Raw genomic sequence first — 15797 nt, forward strand, 5'->3', positions numbered from 1 at the left:
AACCCCCGATGCGCTTGAAATACGTCCTGTCCGAGGTATTGGTCGGGCTGTGGCGCAACGTGACCATGACCATCGCAATGATCATTACGATGGCGGTCTCACTCACCATGCTCGGCGCGAGCGGCCTGATGTACCTCCAGGTAGACGCGATGAAAGACGCGTACTACAAGGACATCGAGGTGTCGATCTTCCTCGTCTCCGGTGTGACCGAGGAACAGCGCACCCAGTTGCAGACCGACCTGGAGGCCGACCCGCTCGTCCGGGAGGTCAAGTACGAGTCCAAGGAAGAGGCGTACGAGCGCTTCCAGCGGCTGTTCGCGGACTCGCCCGACCTGGTCAAGGCGGTGCAGGCGGACAAGCTCCCCGAGTCGTTCCGGGTGAACCTCGTCGATCCGGAGCAGTACCAGCAGATCTTCGACACCTACAAGGGCCGCGAGGGGATCGACGACATCATCGACCAGCGCCGGCTGCTCGAACAGATCTTCAACATCCTCGGCGCGATCCAGAACATGGCGCTGGTCTCGGCCTCGGTGATGGCGATCGCCGCCCTGCTGCTGGTGGCGAACACGATCCAGGTGGCCGCGTACAGCAAGCGCCGTGAGGTCGCGGTGATGAAGCTGGTCGGTGCCTCCAACTGGTTCATCCAGGCACCGTTCGTGCTGGAGGCCGTGGTGGCCGGGCTGCTCGGCGCGATCATCGGGTTCGGCGCGCTCGTGCTGGGCAAGATCTTCCTGCTCGACGGCTCGCTGCGGGACCTCACCGATCTGCTCACGCCGATCGAGTGGAGCACGGTGCTGCTGATGTTCCCGTTCATGGCCGGGGTCGGTGGTCTGGTCAGCGCGATGACCGCCTGGGTGACGCTCAGGTTCTACCTGAGGGTCTAGCTCGGTCCCGCTCTTCGCGGCCCGCATCGGCCGTCGATCGACCGCAGGGCCTCCGGCACGCGTGAAAAGCGCGAGCCGGGGGCCCTGCGCCGCGAGGTAGCATTGCGCGGTTGTTCCACGGGTACGACGAGCAAGGGGTACGACGAGGAAGGGGTGTGGCGCCGATGCCACGGGAGAAGGGGCGGAAGGTCGTCGCCTCCAACCGCAAGGCGCGGCACGACTACGCCATCCTCGACACGTACGAGGCGGGCATGGCGCTGACCGGTACCGAGGTCAAGTCGCTGCGCGCCGGCCGGGCGTCCCTGGTCGACGCCTTCGCGCAGGAGCGGGACGGCGAGATCTACCTGCACGGCATGCACATCCCGGAGTACGCCCAGGGGACGTGGACCAACCACGAACCCCGGCGTACCCGAAAGCTGCTGCTCAACCGGCAGGAGATCAGCCGGCTGATCGGCAAGTTGAAGGAGAGCGGCCTGACTCTGGTGCCACTCTCGGTCTACTTCTCGGATGGCTGGGCCAAGGTCGAGATCGGCCTGGCCAAGGGTAAGAAGGCGTACGACAAACGGCAGGACCTGGCCAAGCGGGACGCCGAACGGGAGATCTCCCGAGTCGCGGGCCGGCGTGGCAAGGGTATGGGGTGACGGTCTGTCCTCGGCTGGCCGGTGGTGGTCAGGACGCCCCGTGTCTGGGGCCGCTGTGACGCACGTTACTGCCGAGTCGTCCGGTTCCGGCGGTGTGCCGGGCGGTATCCGGAATGAAGTTGGCGGGGCGAGGCGTTAGGCTTGGAGTGGCCGCCGACAGGCGGTGCGGAAACTCCACCGGCCCACGTCGGTCCGCGGGACAGTCGGGTCGGTAGGACACAGGGGGTGACTGGTTTCGACTTCGTACGTTGCGGCAGGGGAAGCGAGCCGAGGAAGCCGACGTCGTCTCGAGAATCGTTCGTCGGAAACCAATAAGCGCCAAGCAGAATCGCGCTGACTTCGCTCTCGCCGCCTGAGGCGGGTAGCAAGTCTGTCGGCCTGGGAGTGCCTTCGACCCAGTTAGCCGGCATCAGCTAGGAGGCTGGCCAACCGGACCCGGTCGCGGGGTCCGTGCGGCGAGATTAATCAGCGACTGGGCCCGTCACACCGACTCGCTCGCGTGATCGGAGGGGCCGAGTAGAGGCACAGCGAGCTGCGCTCGGAGAAGCCCTGGCAAGGCGACGAAGGACCCGGGTTCGATTCCCGGCACCTCCACGACAACGACTGCGCCCCGGTTCAGCAGGACCGGGGCGCAGTCGTCTCGTTTCCGCCTCGCCTCCGCGCCGCCCGCCGGGCCGGCCCGAGGCCTCCCCGGGGCGCCGGCACCATCCTGCGCGACCCTCCTGCGACAACCTCACCCGGTGCTGAAGTGACTGGTGGGACCCGCTGTGCTCGGTGAGACGTACGGGACAGATGAGCCGGACCGCAAGGGTCGACAGCGGCAGGTGGTGGGCCGCACCATCGTGATTACCACCGGTAGCTGTCGCTCTGCGGGAGGTGGTCATGCCGACCGACCCGAACCAGCACCAGCTGTCGATTCCGGTGCCCTTCTCCAGGCCGTCGCCGGCAGCGGCGACCGAGTCGGCCACGCTACGGATGGTCCGATGCCGCCGGGCCGTACTGCTGGGTGAGACCCACATCCTGGAGCGGGCGATCGTCGCGCCGATCCGGGATCCCGAGTGGCGGCCCCGGGTCCGATCCAGTCTGGGTGGACTGCGGGGCGCCTTCGCCGAGCACATGCGCAGCACCGAGGGACCGGACGGGCTCTACGCCGAACTGCTGGACCATGCGCCCCGACTGGCTCGGGGCGTACACGTGCTGATCCGGGAACACGCGGCGGTGGTCGCCGCGATGGCCGCCCTGCAACGTCGGGTCGACCTGCCGGAGATCAGCGTGACCGAACTCCGGAGCCGGGCCACCGATCTGCTCCGGGAACTCTCCCGGCACCGCCAGCGCGGCGCGGACCTGGTCTACGAGGCGTACCAGACGGACATCGGCGGAGAGACCTGACGACACGTCGGCGCGGGCGGGTGCCGATGCGTGGGGCGCTGCCCGGTGCTTCGGGTCCTCGGCGCAGATCGGCGGGACGCTCAGGGCAGGTCGATTGGCAGCTTGATGCCGTCGAGGCTGTGCGGGCACGGGCAGTCGCGCTCGGCGGAGAGCCGGCCGACCGCGTCGAGCAGAACGTTGCGCAGTCGCGTCGTGTTCTCGCCGAAGACCCGGAACACCTCCTCCTGGGTCACCGCGTGCCCACCCTCCACTCCGGCGTCGAGGTCGGTGACCAGCGCCACGGCGGTGTAGCAGAGCGCCAGCTCCCGGGCGAGTACCGCCTCCGGGTGCCCGGTCATGTTGATGATCGCGCCACCGATCGCGGAGTACCAGCGGGACTCGGCCCGGGTGGAGAACCTCGGTCCCTCCACCACCACCATCGTGCCGCCGTCGTGCGCCCCGATCCCGTGCGCGGCCGTGGCGGTCAGCACCGTGCTCCGGCCACGCGGGCAGTACGGGTCGGCGAACGAGACGTGCACCGCACCCTGGTCGTAGTAGGTCTGCGCCCGGCCACTGGTCCGGTCCACGAGCTGGTCGGGAATCACGAACGTCCCCGGACCGAGTTCCGGCCGCAGCCCGCCGACCGCGCAGGGAGCGAGAATCTGGCGTACGCCGAGCGACCGCAACGCCCACAGGTTCGCCCGGTACGGAATCCGGTGCGGTGGAAACCGGTGGTCACGCCCGTGCCGGGGCAGGAAGGCGACCGCGCGACCCGCCACCTGCGCCACCATGATCGGGTCGGACGGCGGCCCGTACGGCGTTTCGACCCGGTGCTCGGTGGCGTCCTTCAGCAGGGCGTAGAGCCCGGATCCGCCGATCACCGCGACTTCCGCCTGCGGACCCATGCCCCACCCTCTCCTGCTCAGCTCTCTTCCAGACTGCCAATTGTCGTCAAAGCGCTCTGTGGACTAGCCCTACAGACCTTAACCAGCGCCAGTGACGCAAGCTATGGTGCGTGGCATGGCGTTTACTGCGCGCAGGATCACCATCGATCCTGCGGATCCGGCAAGGCCGGTGAAGGGCCGGGTCGGGGTGACCGACGACGAGACGCGGCGGCGGCCCGGGGAGTGGTTCCTGGTCCTCGGGCCGGCCGAGTAGCGGGATGGCTGGCGTGTTCGGCGAGGGGCAGGCGATCGGGGGGCGGTCGATGGAGTCGATGACCGGGCAGTTGCTGGTCGCGACCCCTGCGCTGAAAGACCCGAACTTCGACCGGACCGTGGTGCTGTTGGTCGCCCACGAGGCGGGCGGTGCGCTCGGGGTGGTGCTCAACCGCGCCACCGAGGTGCCCGTCTCCGAGGTGCTCGGCGCCTGGGGCGGACTGGCCCGGGACCCGGCGGTGCTCTTCGAGGGCGGTCCGGTGCAGCCGGAGTCGGCGATCTGCCTGGCCCGGATGCGTACCCCGACCCAGCGGGTGAAGGGCATCCACCAGGTGACCGGATCGGTCGGCACGGTCGATCTCTCGGTCGACCCGGACCGGCTCCGGGACGCCGTCACCGGAATACGCGTCTTCGCCGGCTACTCGGGCTGGTCCCCGGGGCAGGTGGAGGAGGAGGTGGCCCGGGGGTCGTGGTTCGTGCTGGACGCGCTGCCCGGCGACGCGTTCATGGAGCGCCCCGACGACCTGTGGCCGATGGTGCTCCGCCGGCAGGGCGGGATCATGGCGGCGGTCGCGCACTTCCCACCGGACGTACTGCTCAACTGAGCCGGGACGGCGCGCTGCCCCCTCGGATGACCGTGGCCGCGAAGGTGTGTACTATTGCGCGGGTGCCCGGGAGACCGGGCAGGCAGTGAAGCAAGGGGCCGTGGCGCAGCTGGTAGCGCACCACACTGGCAGTGTGGGGGTCAGGGGTTCGAGTCCCCTCGGCTCCACCCGAAACCGCAGGTCAGCGGCATTTTCAAGCGATGCTTGTGAATGCCGCTGACCTTGCGTCTCACATCGTCTCACGACGTGGAGGCTGTCGGCCGCTTGGAGCGGTCTGCTCCAGTGGTCGGAGCATGGGCAGGGCAGCCGCGAACCTTGCTTCTCTCCGGAGCGATTTCCCTGGTCATAGTGGCTGCGTCGGCCCGTTGGCCCGTCCGGCTCGTCGATGTTCGCCGGCTCCGAAACCGTCGGCGAGGCACCGCACCACATCGAATGTGTGGGGGTAACGGGCCGGACTGAATGCTTGATTGGTCGATGCGGCAGCAGTAGGCGGCCACGACGAGGGTCGGCCTGTCCCCGCCGTTCAGGGCCGCACGGAGGTCGCCGTCGACGACAACGGCCGGCTACGCCTGCGGCTACCGGAACCGGCGCACCGCCGAGGCCGGCGTTCCGGGCAGGAAGCTCCGGTCCAGGTCCCGGAGGTTTCAGGTGGAAAGTAGGGTGCCGCCGGTGATGCCCGCAAGTCGGACCGTGCGATCGGCGAGGGTGGCGTCGGTGGCGTCGTGACTGGCGAAGATCACCGCCGCGCCGGCGCGGACCCGTTCGGCGAGCAGGTCGTGGACGGTAGCCGGCTTGCCGCGTCGTCCGATCGGTGACGCTCGACTCGACTCCCAACGAGATCAGCGGAACGCTGTCGGCGCACTGACGTCCCGGATTCCGGCGGTGGGGACGGATCCCTTCTCCATCGCCGGCCGGTCCGCATTCCTGGCCGGGCAGCCCGGCTGGAGCTCGCCGGGCCAGGTCTCGGATTTCGTCGGCACCACCGGCCACTTCGGCGGCGGGTACCTCGATGGACACCGGAGATCATCGCCCAGGCACGTGGCCAGGACGTGATTGCCGGCCCGGTGGGGCTCCTCCGGCCTCATCTCGGGTGATGGTGGAGATGGTCTGCTTGGACACCCCAGCGCCGTACACCTCGGCCAAGTGGGCGGCGATCTCCCCGTGCGTCAGCCCCTTGGCCGACAACGACAGGACCATGTCGTCGACGCCGGTCAGGCGCCGCTGCCGTTTCCGCACGATCTGCGGCTCGAACGTACCCGCCGCGTCCCGCGGCACCCGGACCTCGACCGGCCCTACATCGGTGAACACCATCTTGGTCCGGCTGCCGTTACGGGTGTTCCGGCTACCCCGACCCGCCGGGTCGTGCTTGTCATAGCCGACGTGGTCGGTGATCTCACCGTCCAGCGCCGATTCCAGGACCCGCTTGATCAGCTGCCGCAACAGCCCACCCTCGCCGGTCAGCTTCAACCCGTCCCCACGAGCCCGATCGACCAGCATCGCGATCAACTGCTCATCCGTGACCGCATCCGCCGGCCTGGCGGCCGGCTCCTGCCCCGAGGTGATCTCGGTCGTCATCTGGCGTCTCTCCCTTGATCGGTGGCGGGAGGACGACGCCGAGCACGAGACGTACACCGACTCGGGCGGCAAGTCCGGCGGGCAGAAGGAGAAGCTGGCGTACACCATCCTGGCCGCGTCGCTGGCCTACCAGTTCAAGCTCGACTCGACGGCCACCGGCGCGAACACGTTCCGGTTCGTGGTGATCGACGAGGCGTTCGGGCGCGGCTCCGAGACATCGACCCGGTTCGCGCTCGCCCTGTTCCAGCGGATCGGTCTGCAACTGCTGATCGTGACCCCGTTGCAGAAGATCCACGTCATCGAGCCGTACGTGGCCGCGGTCGGGTTCGTGGACAACCCGAACGGCCACTACTCGCGTCTGCAGAGTCTGACCATCGAGGAGTACCACGAGCGGCGGCAGGCACACGAACTGGGCGCATCGCCCGCGTCCGGGGCCTGACATGGGCGCTGCCTCGCGGATACCACGCTGGACCGGGCCCGACGATCTGGTCGAGCGGCTGCGTCGCCGGTGGGAGACGGGGGAGTTCCTGACCGCACTGGGACAGGGGGCACCGTGGGAGCCGGTCGTGGTGCCGCTGCGCGCCCCGACCGCGGCCGAACTGGCCGACCACTTCGGCGCCGCCCAGGACCGGATCGGCCGATGGTGGAAGGTCGACCCGGATCTCGTACGGCTTGAGCAGCGCAGCGTCGGTGGTCGACTGATCGGTGCCAACCGGGTACCCGCCCGGGCGGTGATCGACACTCCCCAGCAGCTCTGGGCACTGTTGCGGGTCGAGGAGGACGTGGCGACGTACGAACGACTGCTGGAGGTCACCCAGGCGAGCGCACCTGCGTTGGTGGACTGGATGGTGGCCCATCCGATGCGGGTGCTCGGGCTCGCGGATCGGTGGGGGAGCCTGGTCGACACCGTGCTCTGGATCGACCGCAACGGGCGGCCGGAGGTCTATCTGTGGCATGTCGACGTGCCGGGCGTCGACACCAAGTTCATCGAGCAGCACCGTGGGGTGCTGGCCGGGCTGCTCGACCGCCAGCTTGAGCCGAGCCGGATCGACCAGGCCCACCCGCCGAGCCGGTTCGCGCAGCGATACGGCTTCCGAACCAGGCCGGTGTACGTTCGGCTGCGGGCGCTGGGCCGGAAACCGCCGACGCCGGGGCCGTACCGGGAGGTGACGGTACGGGTGGAGGAGTTGGCGGCGACTCCGGTCGAGGCGTCCCGGGTCATCGTGGTGGAGAACGAGATCACCTATCTGGCGCTGCCGCCGGTTGACGATGCCGTGGCGATGCTCGGCGGCGGGTACGCGCTGTCCGGTCTGGCACCGCTGAACTGGCTGAACTCCCGTGAGCTGGTCTACTGGGGCGACCTGGACACGCACGGCTTCGCCATCCTGGACCGGCTGCGTCAGGTCTTTCCGCACACCCGGTCGATCCTGATGGACCGGCCGACACTGCTCGCCCATCGCGACCACTGGGGTCGGGAGCCGAGTCCGGTCCGAGCCGAGCTGCCCCATCTGCACCCGGCGGAGGCCGACCTCTACGCCGACCTGCTTGCCGACCGGTACGCCCCTGCGCTACGTCTGGAGCAGGAACGTATCCGGTTCGGCACGGTCGAGCGGGCACTCCGCCGAGCAGACGCATCCGGTGTGTGACGTCGTGCCACGGGCCCGGCATCGGGACAGGTGGTCGCCAAAGCTGAGAGTGGGCCATGGCAGCGGATCAGGATGCCTACCGCTGCCGAGGCTGGGTTGCGGGGTGGGGGGACGCCCAGCCCGCCCCGCTGCGGCGATATCTCACAACCGTCTCACGGACGACTCGGAAAGGTCCGGTTGAGGCCGACGTGGTTCGAACCCTCAGTGGATGTTCCCCAGCCTTCGACCACGTACGTCCTCGGCCGCGAGCGGTCCGCTGCTGTCTCGTCCCCGGCCGCCGTCGGGACAGCCAGCCCGGTCATCGCGCCGGGCGAGGTCCCGGAAGATCACCGACGGCCCCACCGGAACCCGCCGAGATCAAATCGGGCGACCGGCTGAACTGGCCTCCCTCATGGCTGACCCTTGAAACTCAGAACCTGCCGCGTTCGGTGGCAACGTCCAGCCATGCGAGCACCCGGTCGGCAAGATGGTCGGCCGAGGGTAGCCACGCCACGAAGCTGCCCCGGCGGTCGGTCGGTACCGGGTCGGGAACGGCCGCGAACCGGCCGCCGGCCGCGGTCACCAATGCCCGGCCAGCGGCGACGTCCCAGGCGTACACGTTGGTGTTCAGGGCCATGTCCGCTCGACCGCTGGCGATCCAGGCCAACGCCAGTGCCGAGGAGCCGATGCGACGCAGTTCGGCGTGCCGAAGCACGTTCCCGACCAGATGGCTGTCCCCGGGCCGGAATGCCGGGCCGCCGTTCGGCACGTCGGTGAGGACCAACGGCGGGCCGACCGTCGATCGCTCGTCCACCGGAAGTCGCCAACCGTCGAGCCGGAGCTCGTCACAGTGTGCCGCGAAGGTCTCGCCGCCGACCGGGTCGTGGACACATCCGCCCAGAGGCACGCCGCCAACCTCGTACCCGATGGATATGCAGAACAGCGGCAGGCCACGGAGGAAGTTGTAGGTGCCGTCGATCGGGTCGACATACCAGCGGAGGTCTCCGTTCCCACGGGGGCCGCTTTCCTCACCGACCACCGTGCAGTTCGGAAATGCCGCGTCGAGGGTCTCCCTGATGATCTCCTCAGCGCGGAGGTCGCACTCGCTCACCAGGTCGGTGGCGGGTGCGCCGGCCGCGCCAGGCGGAATCTTGTGCCGCGTCCGAACCTGCTTGCGGAACTGGCGGAGCAGGTATTCGCCGGCTCGATGGCTCGCGGAGACTGCGGCACCGAGGAGGGCCGGCATGTCGTCGGTGTCCCATGGGCGCCTCTCGACGTCCAAGCGTATGGTCACGGCTGCTCCTCAGGCGATCACTGCGCTCGGTGGCCGCCGATTGGGCGGTGCGGATCGGCGACCACGCCGCAGACGAGGCGTACGTACCCGTCCGCCAATGTGTCGACCTGTGCAGACGTGAAGTGCCGCGGGTCATAAGCGAGGACGCCGCCGCTGCCGTTGACGCGTGCGCCCGGCGCGTGCCGCCGAACATGCCTCGGAGGCTGCCAGGACGACGTGTTGCTGCCAGCGACGGTTTCCGCACTGAACCACGCATCGATGAGATGCACGAAAGGCCATGGCCGGTCGTCGAGAAAGGCGGGATGGACGAGGGCTGCCAATCGGGTGAAGGGCGGCGCGACCCGCGCCGCTTCGGTGAGTCGCTCCTGTACGTGGCAGCTCAGGTCGTGGAACGACATCGAGGTGGAGACTCGAATCTCCACGTAGAGGATATCGGCGAACCGGCCGACGAGGCTGCCGAGAGCACCGCCGTGCCGCCCCGGCGTCGGCGTTCCCATCACCACCCGGTCGGTGCCCGCGCGTAGCGCCAACAGAGCGGCATAGGCACCGAGCAGCAAGACGAATCGCGTCGTGCCGATCAGGCGTGCCGTCCTGGTCAGCCCGACGCGGGTCGGCGGCGGTAGGGAGAACCTGCGTCGGACGAGCGACGGCGGCTCCGCCACCGGTGGGTCCGCCTGCGGTAGCGCCTCCGGCAGTGGAAGGAGCCGCTGGCACCACTGACGGAGTACGTCATCGTCGAGGGCCGGGGTGGATGCCCGCGACGTGACGGTTGCCCGGTAGGTCGTCGGCACGGCGGCAGGTGCCGGTCCCAGTCCGGCGCGGGCCCGGTACGACCTGCCGAGTTCGCGTATCAGCACCCAGATGGAGCGTTCGTCGCCCACGATCGGGAACAGACTCACGACGAGCACCGAGTCCCTCTGCCGGCGTACCAGATAGGCGGCCCAGAGAGGACCGGCAAGGAGATCGAAGCGGCGCCGGACCGCCGCGTCGACGACCGCGGCGAGACGCTCGGCATGGTCGGCCCGGAGATGGTCGCCGGCAGTCGAGACGATCAGCGGTACACGCGGACAGCCCAGCGTCAGCCGGGGTTCCATCCCCGCACGCGCGAATCTCGTGTGCAGCGGTTCGTGTCGTTCTCCGACCTCGTCGACCGCTGCCCGCAGCGACGCGATGTCCACAGTTCCTGGAAGCATCGCCGTACCGACGAGGTTCATGGCCGCCGCCCCGGGATCACCCGGATGGAAATACTTGAGGTACTCCCAAAGAGTCTCCTGGGCGGGTGAGAGCCGAAACGAATCGGCAGATCCGACGAGCATCGGGACTCCCGTGGTGGGACATCGACATTCCGTATGCGAATGGTGGTCGGACGGCGACGAACGATGGCAGAAGTGGGTCTCTGTCGCATCTCCTCAGGTGGGCGAGGCTGGCATCGGGTGCCGCTGGACGAACAGGAATCGCCTCGACACTTTCGGGTCGACGGCCGGCGGCGCACTCGGCCGATCGAACATGTATTCCGCCTCAAAATATAAGCTGACGACTGGGTGACCGCAAGCCGTCGTCGATATCCAGCTTGGCGTGTTTGCGCCAGGACCGCGGCCGTCCTGCCGACCTGTTTTCCGAAAATCCGCTGGTCAGCCGCCCGGTATGGGTGAACGCTTCACTCGCGGTCGGAGGGATTGGCGGCCGGTGCCCGGAGGACGCCTTCCCGGGTTCGCCAATTACTGCTACGTTGTTCGCGGAATCAATCACGTCCCACGACGCCAGAAAGACACCACGGTGTGGCGGTCGTCCGCGACGGGCAGGGCCGGACGCCGCCGACGGGAAGAGGGTCAACAGTGGACGGGAACCACGCTGTGGACGGCGTGATCACGGTGGTCACACCAACGCGACGCCGACCGCACCTCATCGGACGAGCTATCGAGTCGGTGGCAAATCAGTGCTGTCGTCACGTCAGCGAACACGTCGTGCTCGTCGACGATTGCCCGAGTACCTGGTCGTGGTTGGGGCGAGAGTTGCCGTCGTTCGTCCGCCCCCGATTCGTCCCACGAGGCCCACGGGAGACCGGTGGGCCGGCCCGGGCGGCCAAGTTGCGCGATATCGGCACAAGCGTCGCACGGACCAGGTGGGTGGCCTACCTGGACGACGACAACGAGTGGGAGAGCAACCATTTGCACACGCTGCTCAGTGAGGCGATAGAGTCGGCCTGCCCTGCGGTGTATTCCTGGGCACAGGTGTTCCATCGGGACGGCACCCCATACCTCGACGAGGTCAACCCGTGGAGCCAGGACCTCGATTCCGGACGCGCCGAATATGCGCGTCTACGAAAAGCCGGTGTCGTGACACCCGGTTCCCACGTGTATCGGGACCGGTTGGACCTGTTCGACGGCGAGGATGCGATCCGGTCCGTCGATCAGAGCGCCTGGTTGCTGGAGACGGATCTCGTCAGACGCATCACTTTCAGCAACACCTCGATACGGCCGAACCGCGAGGAAGGGCTCGCGGAGGACGACATTTTCAATTTGAATCTCGTCGCCGAGGGGATAGGCGCGCGCCCCACCGAGCTGGCGACGCTGCGCTATTATCTCGGTGGTTATTCGACCGCACCGGAGCAGAACGAGCCAGCCGACTGGTGAGGGGCGGCGCATGTTCTCGCGCACCCCAGTCCCCAGCACCCCAGTCGGCTGCCCCGCCGCATCACCAACTCGCCTCGCCTCGCCTCCAGGGCGATTGCATAGTCGGCCGGCGGGTTGTTGACCAGGAGGTTCGAGACGAGTTCGGCCTCTGTGGAGGCGTAAGAAGCGGGTGAGGCCGCATCGGTGATCATGGAGTTGCGACGCTTCATGACTCCGAGGAAGACCCCACCCGCCGATGGCATCATCTCTCATCCGGGCACTGGCCGTAGCAGCACCCGCCTCCCTCGCCGAGGCGGTGCCAGTCACCGACGGTGAACACCGCGGGCTGCTGCACGCGCTCGCCGCTGTTCCTGATCCACGCGACCCACGAGGCGTGCGTTACCCGCTGACCCCGCTGCTGGCGGTGGCGGTCTGCGCCGTCATGGCTTGGGCGTCGTCGTTCGCCGCGATCACGGATTGGCTGCACGACCTGGACGAACAAGCTCAGGAACGGCTCGGGTTCACCGCAGGAGTGCCGGTCGGTAGCACTGTCTGGCGGATCCTGACGCGCCTGGACGACACGCTGCTCGGCACCGTCCTGGCCGGCTGGCTGCGCACCCGCACTCCCGTCGAGGTGACCGCGCCGAGGCGGTACCGCACGGTGATCGCCATCGACGGCAAGACACTGCGCGGCGCCCGTACCGGCGACGGCCGCCAGGTGCATCTGCTGTCCGCCCTGGACACCACCACCGGGATCGTGCTCGCCCAGGTCACCGTAGACGCCAAAAGCAACGAGATCCCGGCGTTCGCCCCGCTGCTCGACGCCGTCGAGGCGGTGCTCGGCACCCTGGCCGGGGTGTTGTTCATCGCCGACGCCCTGCACACCCAGACCGGTCACGCCGACGAAGTCACCGCCCGCCGAGCGCACCTGCTCGTACAAGTGAAGGCCAACCAGCCGACCCTGTTCAAGCAACTCAAACGGCTGCCCTGGGCACAGATCCCGGTCGGTGACCGCACCCGCGACCGCGGCCACGGCCGCCGCGAAACCCGCACCGTCAAAGCCGTCACCGTCGCCACGCCCGGCGGCATCGCCTTCCCCCACGCTCAACAAGCCGTGCGGATCACCCGCACCCGCATCGTCGCTGGCAAGACCAGCCGCGAGACCGCCTACCTGACCGTGTCACTGCCCGCCGGCCAGGCTCTGCCCCGCGACCTGCAAACCTGGATCCGCCGCCACTGGCACATCGAGAACCGCCTCCATCACGTACGCGACGTGACGTTCCGTGAAGACCTCCACCAAGCCCGGACAGGCAACGGACCCGCCATCCTCGCAACCCTGCGTAACACCGCGATCGGCTGGCACCGCACCACCGGCGCGACCAACATCGCCCGAGCCACCCGCCAAGCCAACCGCCGATCACACGACCTGATCACCGCCGTGACCAGCAGTTACCCGACAACGCAATAGCCCTGGCCTCGCCTCGCCTCGCCGACGCCCGACGCCAACAGCCGTCCGGCTGTCCTGGCCCGGCCCACGGTTGACGGTGGCGACACCCGCAGGAGCAGGTCAGGTCGATCTCGCCCGCCGCGACGTGATGGTGGGCGTCGACGCGCCGGCTCCGCACAGACTTGACTCGATCGCCCGGCACACCTCCTCGGCTCGGGCAGCGTCCTCCCAGGTCGCCAGGTGCGTCGCGGTGGTGCCGCCCTCGACGACGGCGAGGAAGGCGCGTATCTCGGCGGCGTAGGCCTCGGCGAAGCGCTCCCGGAAGTCGGCGTACCCTCCGGCGCGTGCCGGGTCAGCGGTGCGTACGGTCGTCCGCGTACCAACCAGTTCGGCATAGACCTCACAACCGTGGCCGCTCATCCGCTTGCTGATGATCGCGCAGACCACGCCGTTGGCCAGTCGGACCGAGGTGAGCAGGGTGTCCGGCACCTTGTCGAGCTCCGCCTGCACGCCGGTCACCTGGGCGACCGGCACGCCGAAGATCCACAACATCAGGTCGACGTCATGGATCTGCAGGTCGTACGCAAGGCTTCCACCGGCGACCTGATATCCCGGCGGCGGCGGGGCGCCGTCGAAGCTGGTGAAGGCGGCGTACAGGAACCGGTCGCCGCCCTCTCGCACCCGGTCGCGCAGGGCCAGGTACTCCGGGGCGAACCTGCGCTGGAAACCGATGTACAGCGGTACCTTCCACCGATCGGCGGCCGCGCCGAGCGACCGGGTGGTCACCGGGTCCGCACAGCAGGGCTTCTCGACCAGCACCGGTACACGACGATCGAGCACCTGGGAGACCACCCGCGCGTGGGTGTCGGTGGGGGAGCAGACGACGTAGCCGCCGACGGTACCGACCTCGGACAGGTCGGCGACCACAGCCAGACCCGGATGGCCGGCGAGCTGGGCGGCCCGCCGCTCGTCGGGTTCGACGACGACGACCTGCGCGCCGCTCGCGACCAGATTGCCGGCGTGTACGGCGCCGATCCGCCCGGCGCCGATCACCGCCACCCTCGGCCGGTCGTTCCTGCCGATCGGGTCCTCAGCCATCGAGTCGCCGTCCCGCTCGGCCCGCAGCCGGGTCGTTCAACAATCGTGCGGCCATCTTCCGATCGACCTTTCCGGTAGACGTCCGGGGCAGTGGGTCGGTCACGAACGAGATGCGGAACGGCACCGCGGCCGACTCGACCCGCCTGGCACAGAACTTCCGTACCTGCACCGCCGACAAGTTCTGCTCCGGAGCGGTTCGGATCAGCGCCGCGACCCGGGTTTCGCCGCTCGGCGCGGTCCACGGCGCCGTCACCGCCTCCGTGACTCCGTCGAGCACCGAGATGACGTCCTCGACGTCCTCCAGATCCACGCTGACCCCGTTGACCTTGATCCGGAAGTCGCGGCGGCCGAGGAACCGCAACGCGCCGTCGGGTCGTCGTTCGACCATGTCACCGGTGCGGAAGTAGATATCGCCGGGCCAGCCTGGCGATGCCTGGACGAAGCTGCCGCTCCCGACGGTGCCGAGATAGCCCTCCGCCTGGAACGGGGTGGTGACGACCAGCTCGCCGGAGCCTGGGCCGCGCAGCTCGGTGCCGCCCTCGTCGATCAGCCGGACGTCGACGCCGGGCAGCGGCTCGCCGAGCGGGATCCGTTCGGCGACCACCTCGTCGTAGTCGAGTCGGGCGATCAGCGAGTCGTTGGTCTCGGTGCTGCCGTAGATGTTGTAGTAGCTGGCCGCGGGAAACATCTGTCGGATCACCCGCCGGGTCGGCAGGGGCGTGTTGTCGCCGGTCATGATGACGTGGCCGGCCGACAGCGCCTCAAGGTCACCGGACTCCGCGAGCCCGCGGGCGAGCCGCTCGTACAGCACCGGAACGCCCTCGACGAGATCCGGTTCCCAGGTTCGGACGAGCGCGGCGAGGTGCCGGCTGTCGCGCAGCGCCGGTCCGGTGGCGGCCACCACGGTGCCGCCGTACGCCAGGGTGGTCCACACCTCGAGGAGGGACAGGTCGAAGTTGAGCGGGGCGTAGCTGAGGACTCGGCTGCCCGCACCGATCATGAAGCGCTCGGCGGCCCAGGCGGCGAAGCGCGCGATGGCATCCTCCCGCAACGGGACGAGCTTGGGGTTGCCGGTCGACCCCGACGTGCAGAAGACCAAGGATGCGGCCGGCGGGGGTGAATCCGGCTCGACCTCGGCCCGTTCCATCCGGGCCTGTTCCGGCCCGGCACCCGGCGAGGCGACCAGAGAGAACCCGGTTTGCCGCTGGGCCGCTGCCCGCGCCGCCGGCGTCGCCGAATTGGGCAGTAGGACGACCGGGCGTCCGGCGATCATGGCGCCGAGGATCAGCGGGATGCCGCCGTCGCCGGCCCCGCAGACGACCGCGACGGCGCCGTCGGCGCCGTCGGCGGACTTCAGCGTGTCGGCATGAGCAGCGGCGAATCGGTGCAACTGCCCGTAGTCGACGGTTCCCACGGGCGTCGCCACGGCGATCCGGCCCGGGTCCACCTGGGCCAGCCGCCGTACAGATTCGATCACGGTGATCACCATCG

Annotated in this window: 14 protein-coding genes, 1 tRNA gene, 1 other RNA gene and 1 pseudogene; 11 read left to right on the plus strand and 6 right to left on the minus strand. The window is 68.9% G+C overall.

What is annotated here, in order from left to right; all coding sequences use genetic code 11:
* Window positions 1-8: 8 nt before the first annotated feature.
* From ftsX to ABNF97_RS26720, 4 genes are all read left to right on the plus strand, one after another.
* Entirely contained in the window at window positions 9-884 is an 876-nt protein-coding gene (gene ftsX, locus ABNF97_RS26705) for a permease-like cell division protein FtsX (protein ID WP_130464718.1), read from the plus strand.
* A gap of 164 nt (window positions 885-1048) precedes the next feature.
* Window positions 1049-1525 carry an SsrA-binding protein SmpB gene (gene smpB, locus ABNF97_RS26710; RefSeq protein WP_130466271.1) on the plus strand — a complete coding sequence of 159 codons (477 nt, stop codon included), beginning with the start codon at window positions 1049-1051 and terminating at the stop codon, window positions 1523-1525.
* Between the two features lie 221 nt (window positions 1526-1746).
* Window positions 1747-2122, plus strand: a transfer-messenger RNA (tmRNA) gene (gene ssrA, locus ABNF97_RS26715).
* 285 nt (window positions 2123-2407) lie between these two features.
* Window positions 2408-2914, plus strand: coding sequence for a hypothetical protein (locus tag ABNF97_RS26720; RefSeq protein WP_349340196.1), 507 nt, complete (start codon window positions 2408-2410; stop codon window positions 2912-2914).
* Between the two features lie 80 nt (window positions 2915-2994).
* On the opposite strand, the gene ABNF97_RS26725 is transcribed toward ABNF97_RS26720, so the two are convergent.
* Complete coding sequence (locus tag ABNF97_RS26725) at window positions 2995-3798, minus strand: S-methyl-5'-thioadenosine phosphorylase (protein ID WP_349340197.1); 804 nt, start codon at window positions 3796-3798, stop codon at window positions 2995-2997.
* 115 nt (window positions 3799-3913) lie between these two features.
* Between ABNF97_RS26725 and ABNF97_RS26730 the strand changes: the two genes are divergently transcribed.
* The 3 genes from ABNF97_RS26730 to ABNF97_RS26740 all read left to right on the plus strand — a co-directional run bounded on the left by ABNF97_RS26730 (window position 3914) and on the right by ABNF97_RS26740 (window position 4822).
* Window positions 3914-4051, plus strand: coding sequence for a hypothetical protein (locus ABNF97_RS26730; protein WP_349340198.1), 138 nt, complete (start codon window positions 3914-3916; stop codon window positions 4049-4051).
* Window positions 4052-4055: 4 nt separating this feature from the next.
* Window positions 4056-4655, plus strand: coding sequence for a YqgE/AlgH family protein (locus ABNF97_RS26735; RefSeq protein WP_207230627.1), 600 nt, complete (start codon window positions 4056-4058; stop codon window positions 4653-4655).
* A 94-nt stretch (window positions 4656-4749) separates the two neighbouring features.
* Window positions 4750-4822 (plus strand) — tRNA-Ala (locus ABNF97_RS26740).
* A gap of 922 nt (window positions 4823-5744) precedes the next feature.
* On the opposite strand, the pseudogene ABNF97_RS26745 reads toward ABNF97_RS26740, so the two are convergent.
* Window positions 5745-6152 (minus strand): annotated as a pseudogene (locus ABNF97_RS26745) (transposase); the annotation flags it as partial.
* Window positions 6153-6213: 61 nt separating this feature from the next.
* Here ABNF97_RS26745 and ABNF97_RS26750 point away from each other — a divergent pair.
* Together ABNF97_RS26750 and ABNF97_RS26755 are read left to right on the plus strand one after the other, a co-directional pair.
* Complete coding sequence (locus ABNF97_RS26750) at window positions 6214-6669, plus strand: SbcC/MukB-like Walker B domain-containing protein (protein ID WP_349340199.1); 456 nt, start codon at window positions 6214-6216, stop codon at window positions 6667-6669.
* A 1-nt stretch (window position 6670) separates the two neighbouring features.
* Window positions 6671-7876, plus strand: a complete 1206-nt coding sequence (locus ABNF97_RS26755; protein WP_349340200.1) for a Wadjet anti-phage system protein JetD domain-containing protein — start codon at window positions 6671-6673, stop codon at window positions 7874-7876.
* 409 nt (window positions 7877-8285) lie between these two features.
* Here ABNF97_RS26755 and ABNF97_RS26760 read toward each other — a convergent pair whose 3' ends face one another.
* Together ABNF97_RS26760 and ABNF97_RS26765 are read right to left on the minus strand one after the other, a co-directional pair.
* The gene (locus tag ABNF97_RS26760; RefSeq protein WP_349340201.1) at window positions 8286-9149 is read right to left on the minus strand and encodes an inositol monophosphatase family protein; all 864 of its coding nucleotides are present in this window, start codon (window positions 9147-9149) and stop codon (window positions 8286-8288) included.
* A gap of 17 nt (window positions 9150-9166) precedes the next feature.
* Window positions 9167-10465, minus strand: coding sequence for a condensation domain-containing protein (locus tag ABNF97_RS26765; RefSeq protein ID WP_349340202.1), 1299 nt, complete (start codon window positions 10463-10465; stop codon window positions 9167-9169).
* Window positions 10466-11020: 555 nt separating this feature from the next.
* Between ABNF97_RS26765 and ABNF97_RS26770 the strand changes: the two genes are divergently transcribed.
* Together ABNF97_RS26770 and ABNF97_RS26775 are read left to right on the plus strand one after the other, a co-directional pair.
* Window positions 11021-11782 (plus strand): glycosyltransferase family A protein, encoded by a 762-nt coding sequence (locus ABNF97_RS26770; RefSeq protein ID WP_349340229.1) that lies wholly within the window; start codon window positions 11021-11023, stop codon window positions 11780-11782.
* Between the two features lie 295 nt (window positions 11783-12077).
* On the plus strand, window positions 12078-13229 hold the full coding sequence (locus tag ABNF97_RS26775) for an ISAs1 family transposase (protein ID WP_349340203.1): 1152 nt from the start codon (window positions 12078-12080) through the stop codon (window positions 13227-13229).
* 99 nt (window positions 13230-13328) lie between these two features.
* Here ABNF97_RS26775 and ABNF97_RS26780 read toward each other — a convergent pair whose 3' ends face one another.
* Complete coding sequence (locus tag ABNF97_RS26780) at window positions 13329-14306, minus strand: Gfo/Idh/MocA family oxidoreductase (protein WP_349340204.1); 978 nt, start codon at window positions 14304-14306, stop codon at window positions 13329-13331.
* Complete coding sequence (locus tag ABNF97_RS26785) at window positions 14299-15795, minus strand: AMP-binding protein (RefSeq protein WP_349340205.1); 1497 nt, start codon at window positions 15793-15795, stop codon at window positions 14299-14301. Before ABNF97_RS26785 ends, ABNF97_RS26780 begins: the two co-directional genes overlap by 8 nt.
* Window positions 15796-15797: the final 2 nt, after the last annotated feature.

Source organism: Plantactinospora sp. B6F1 (assembly GCF_040120695.1).
Taxonomy (GTDB): Bacteria; Actinomycetota; Actinomycetes; order Mycobacteriales; family Micromonosporaceae; genus Plantactinospora.

What these genes read in the sequence shown, in the direction of transcription:
- ftsX (WP_130464718.1), top strand. Translation starts at nt 9, where the DNA reads ATGCGCTTGAAATACGTCCTGTCCGAGGTATTGGTCGGGCTGTGGCGC.
- smpB (WP_130466271.1), top strand. Translation starts at nt 1,049, where the DNA reads ATGCCACGGGAGAAGGGGCGGAAGGTCGTCGCCTCCAACCGCAAGGCG.
- ABNF97_RS26720 (WP_349340196.1), top strand. Translation starts at nt 2,408, where the DNA reads ATGCCGACCGACCCGAACCAGCACCAGCTGTCGATTCCGGTGCCCTTC.
- ABNF97_RS26725 (WP_349340197.1), bottom strand. Translation starts at nt 3,798, where the DNA reads ATGGGTCCGCAGGCGGAAGTCGCGGTGATCGGCGGATCCGGGCTCTAC.
- ABNF97_RS26730 (WP_349340198.1), top strand. Translation starts at nt 3,914, where the DNA reads ATGGCGTTTACTGCGCGCAGGATCACCATCGATCCTGCGGATCCGGCA.
- ABNF97_RS26735 (WP_207230627.1), top strand. Translation starts at nt 4,056, where the DNA reads ATGGCTGGCGTGTTCGGCGAGGGGCAGGCGATCGGGGGGCGGTCGATG.
- ABNF97_RS26755 (WP_349340200.1), top strand. Translation starts at nt 6,671, where the DNA reads ATGGGCGCTGCCTCGCGGATACCACGCTGGACCGGGCCCGACGATCTG.
- ABNF97_RS26765 (WP_349340202.1), bottom strand. Translation starts at nt 10,465, where the DNA reads ATGCTCGTCGGATCTGCCGATTCGTTTCGGCTCTCACCCGCCCAGGAG.
- ABNF97_RS26780 (WP_349340204.1), bottom strand. Translation starts at nt 14,306, where the DNA reads ATGGCTGAGGACCCGATCGGCAGGAACGACCGGCCGAGGGTGGCGGTG.
- ABNF97_RS26785 (WP_349340205.1), bottom strand. Translation starts at nt 15,795, where the DNA reads ATGGTGATCACCGTGATCGAATCTGTACGGCGGCTGGCCCAGGTGGAC.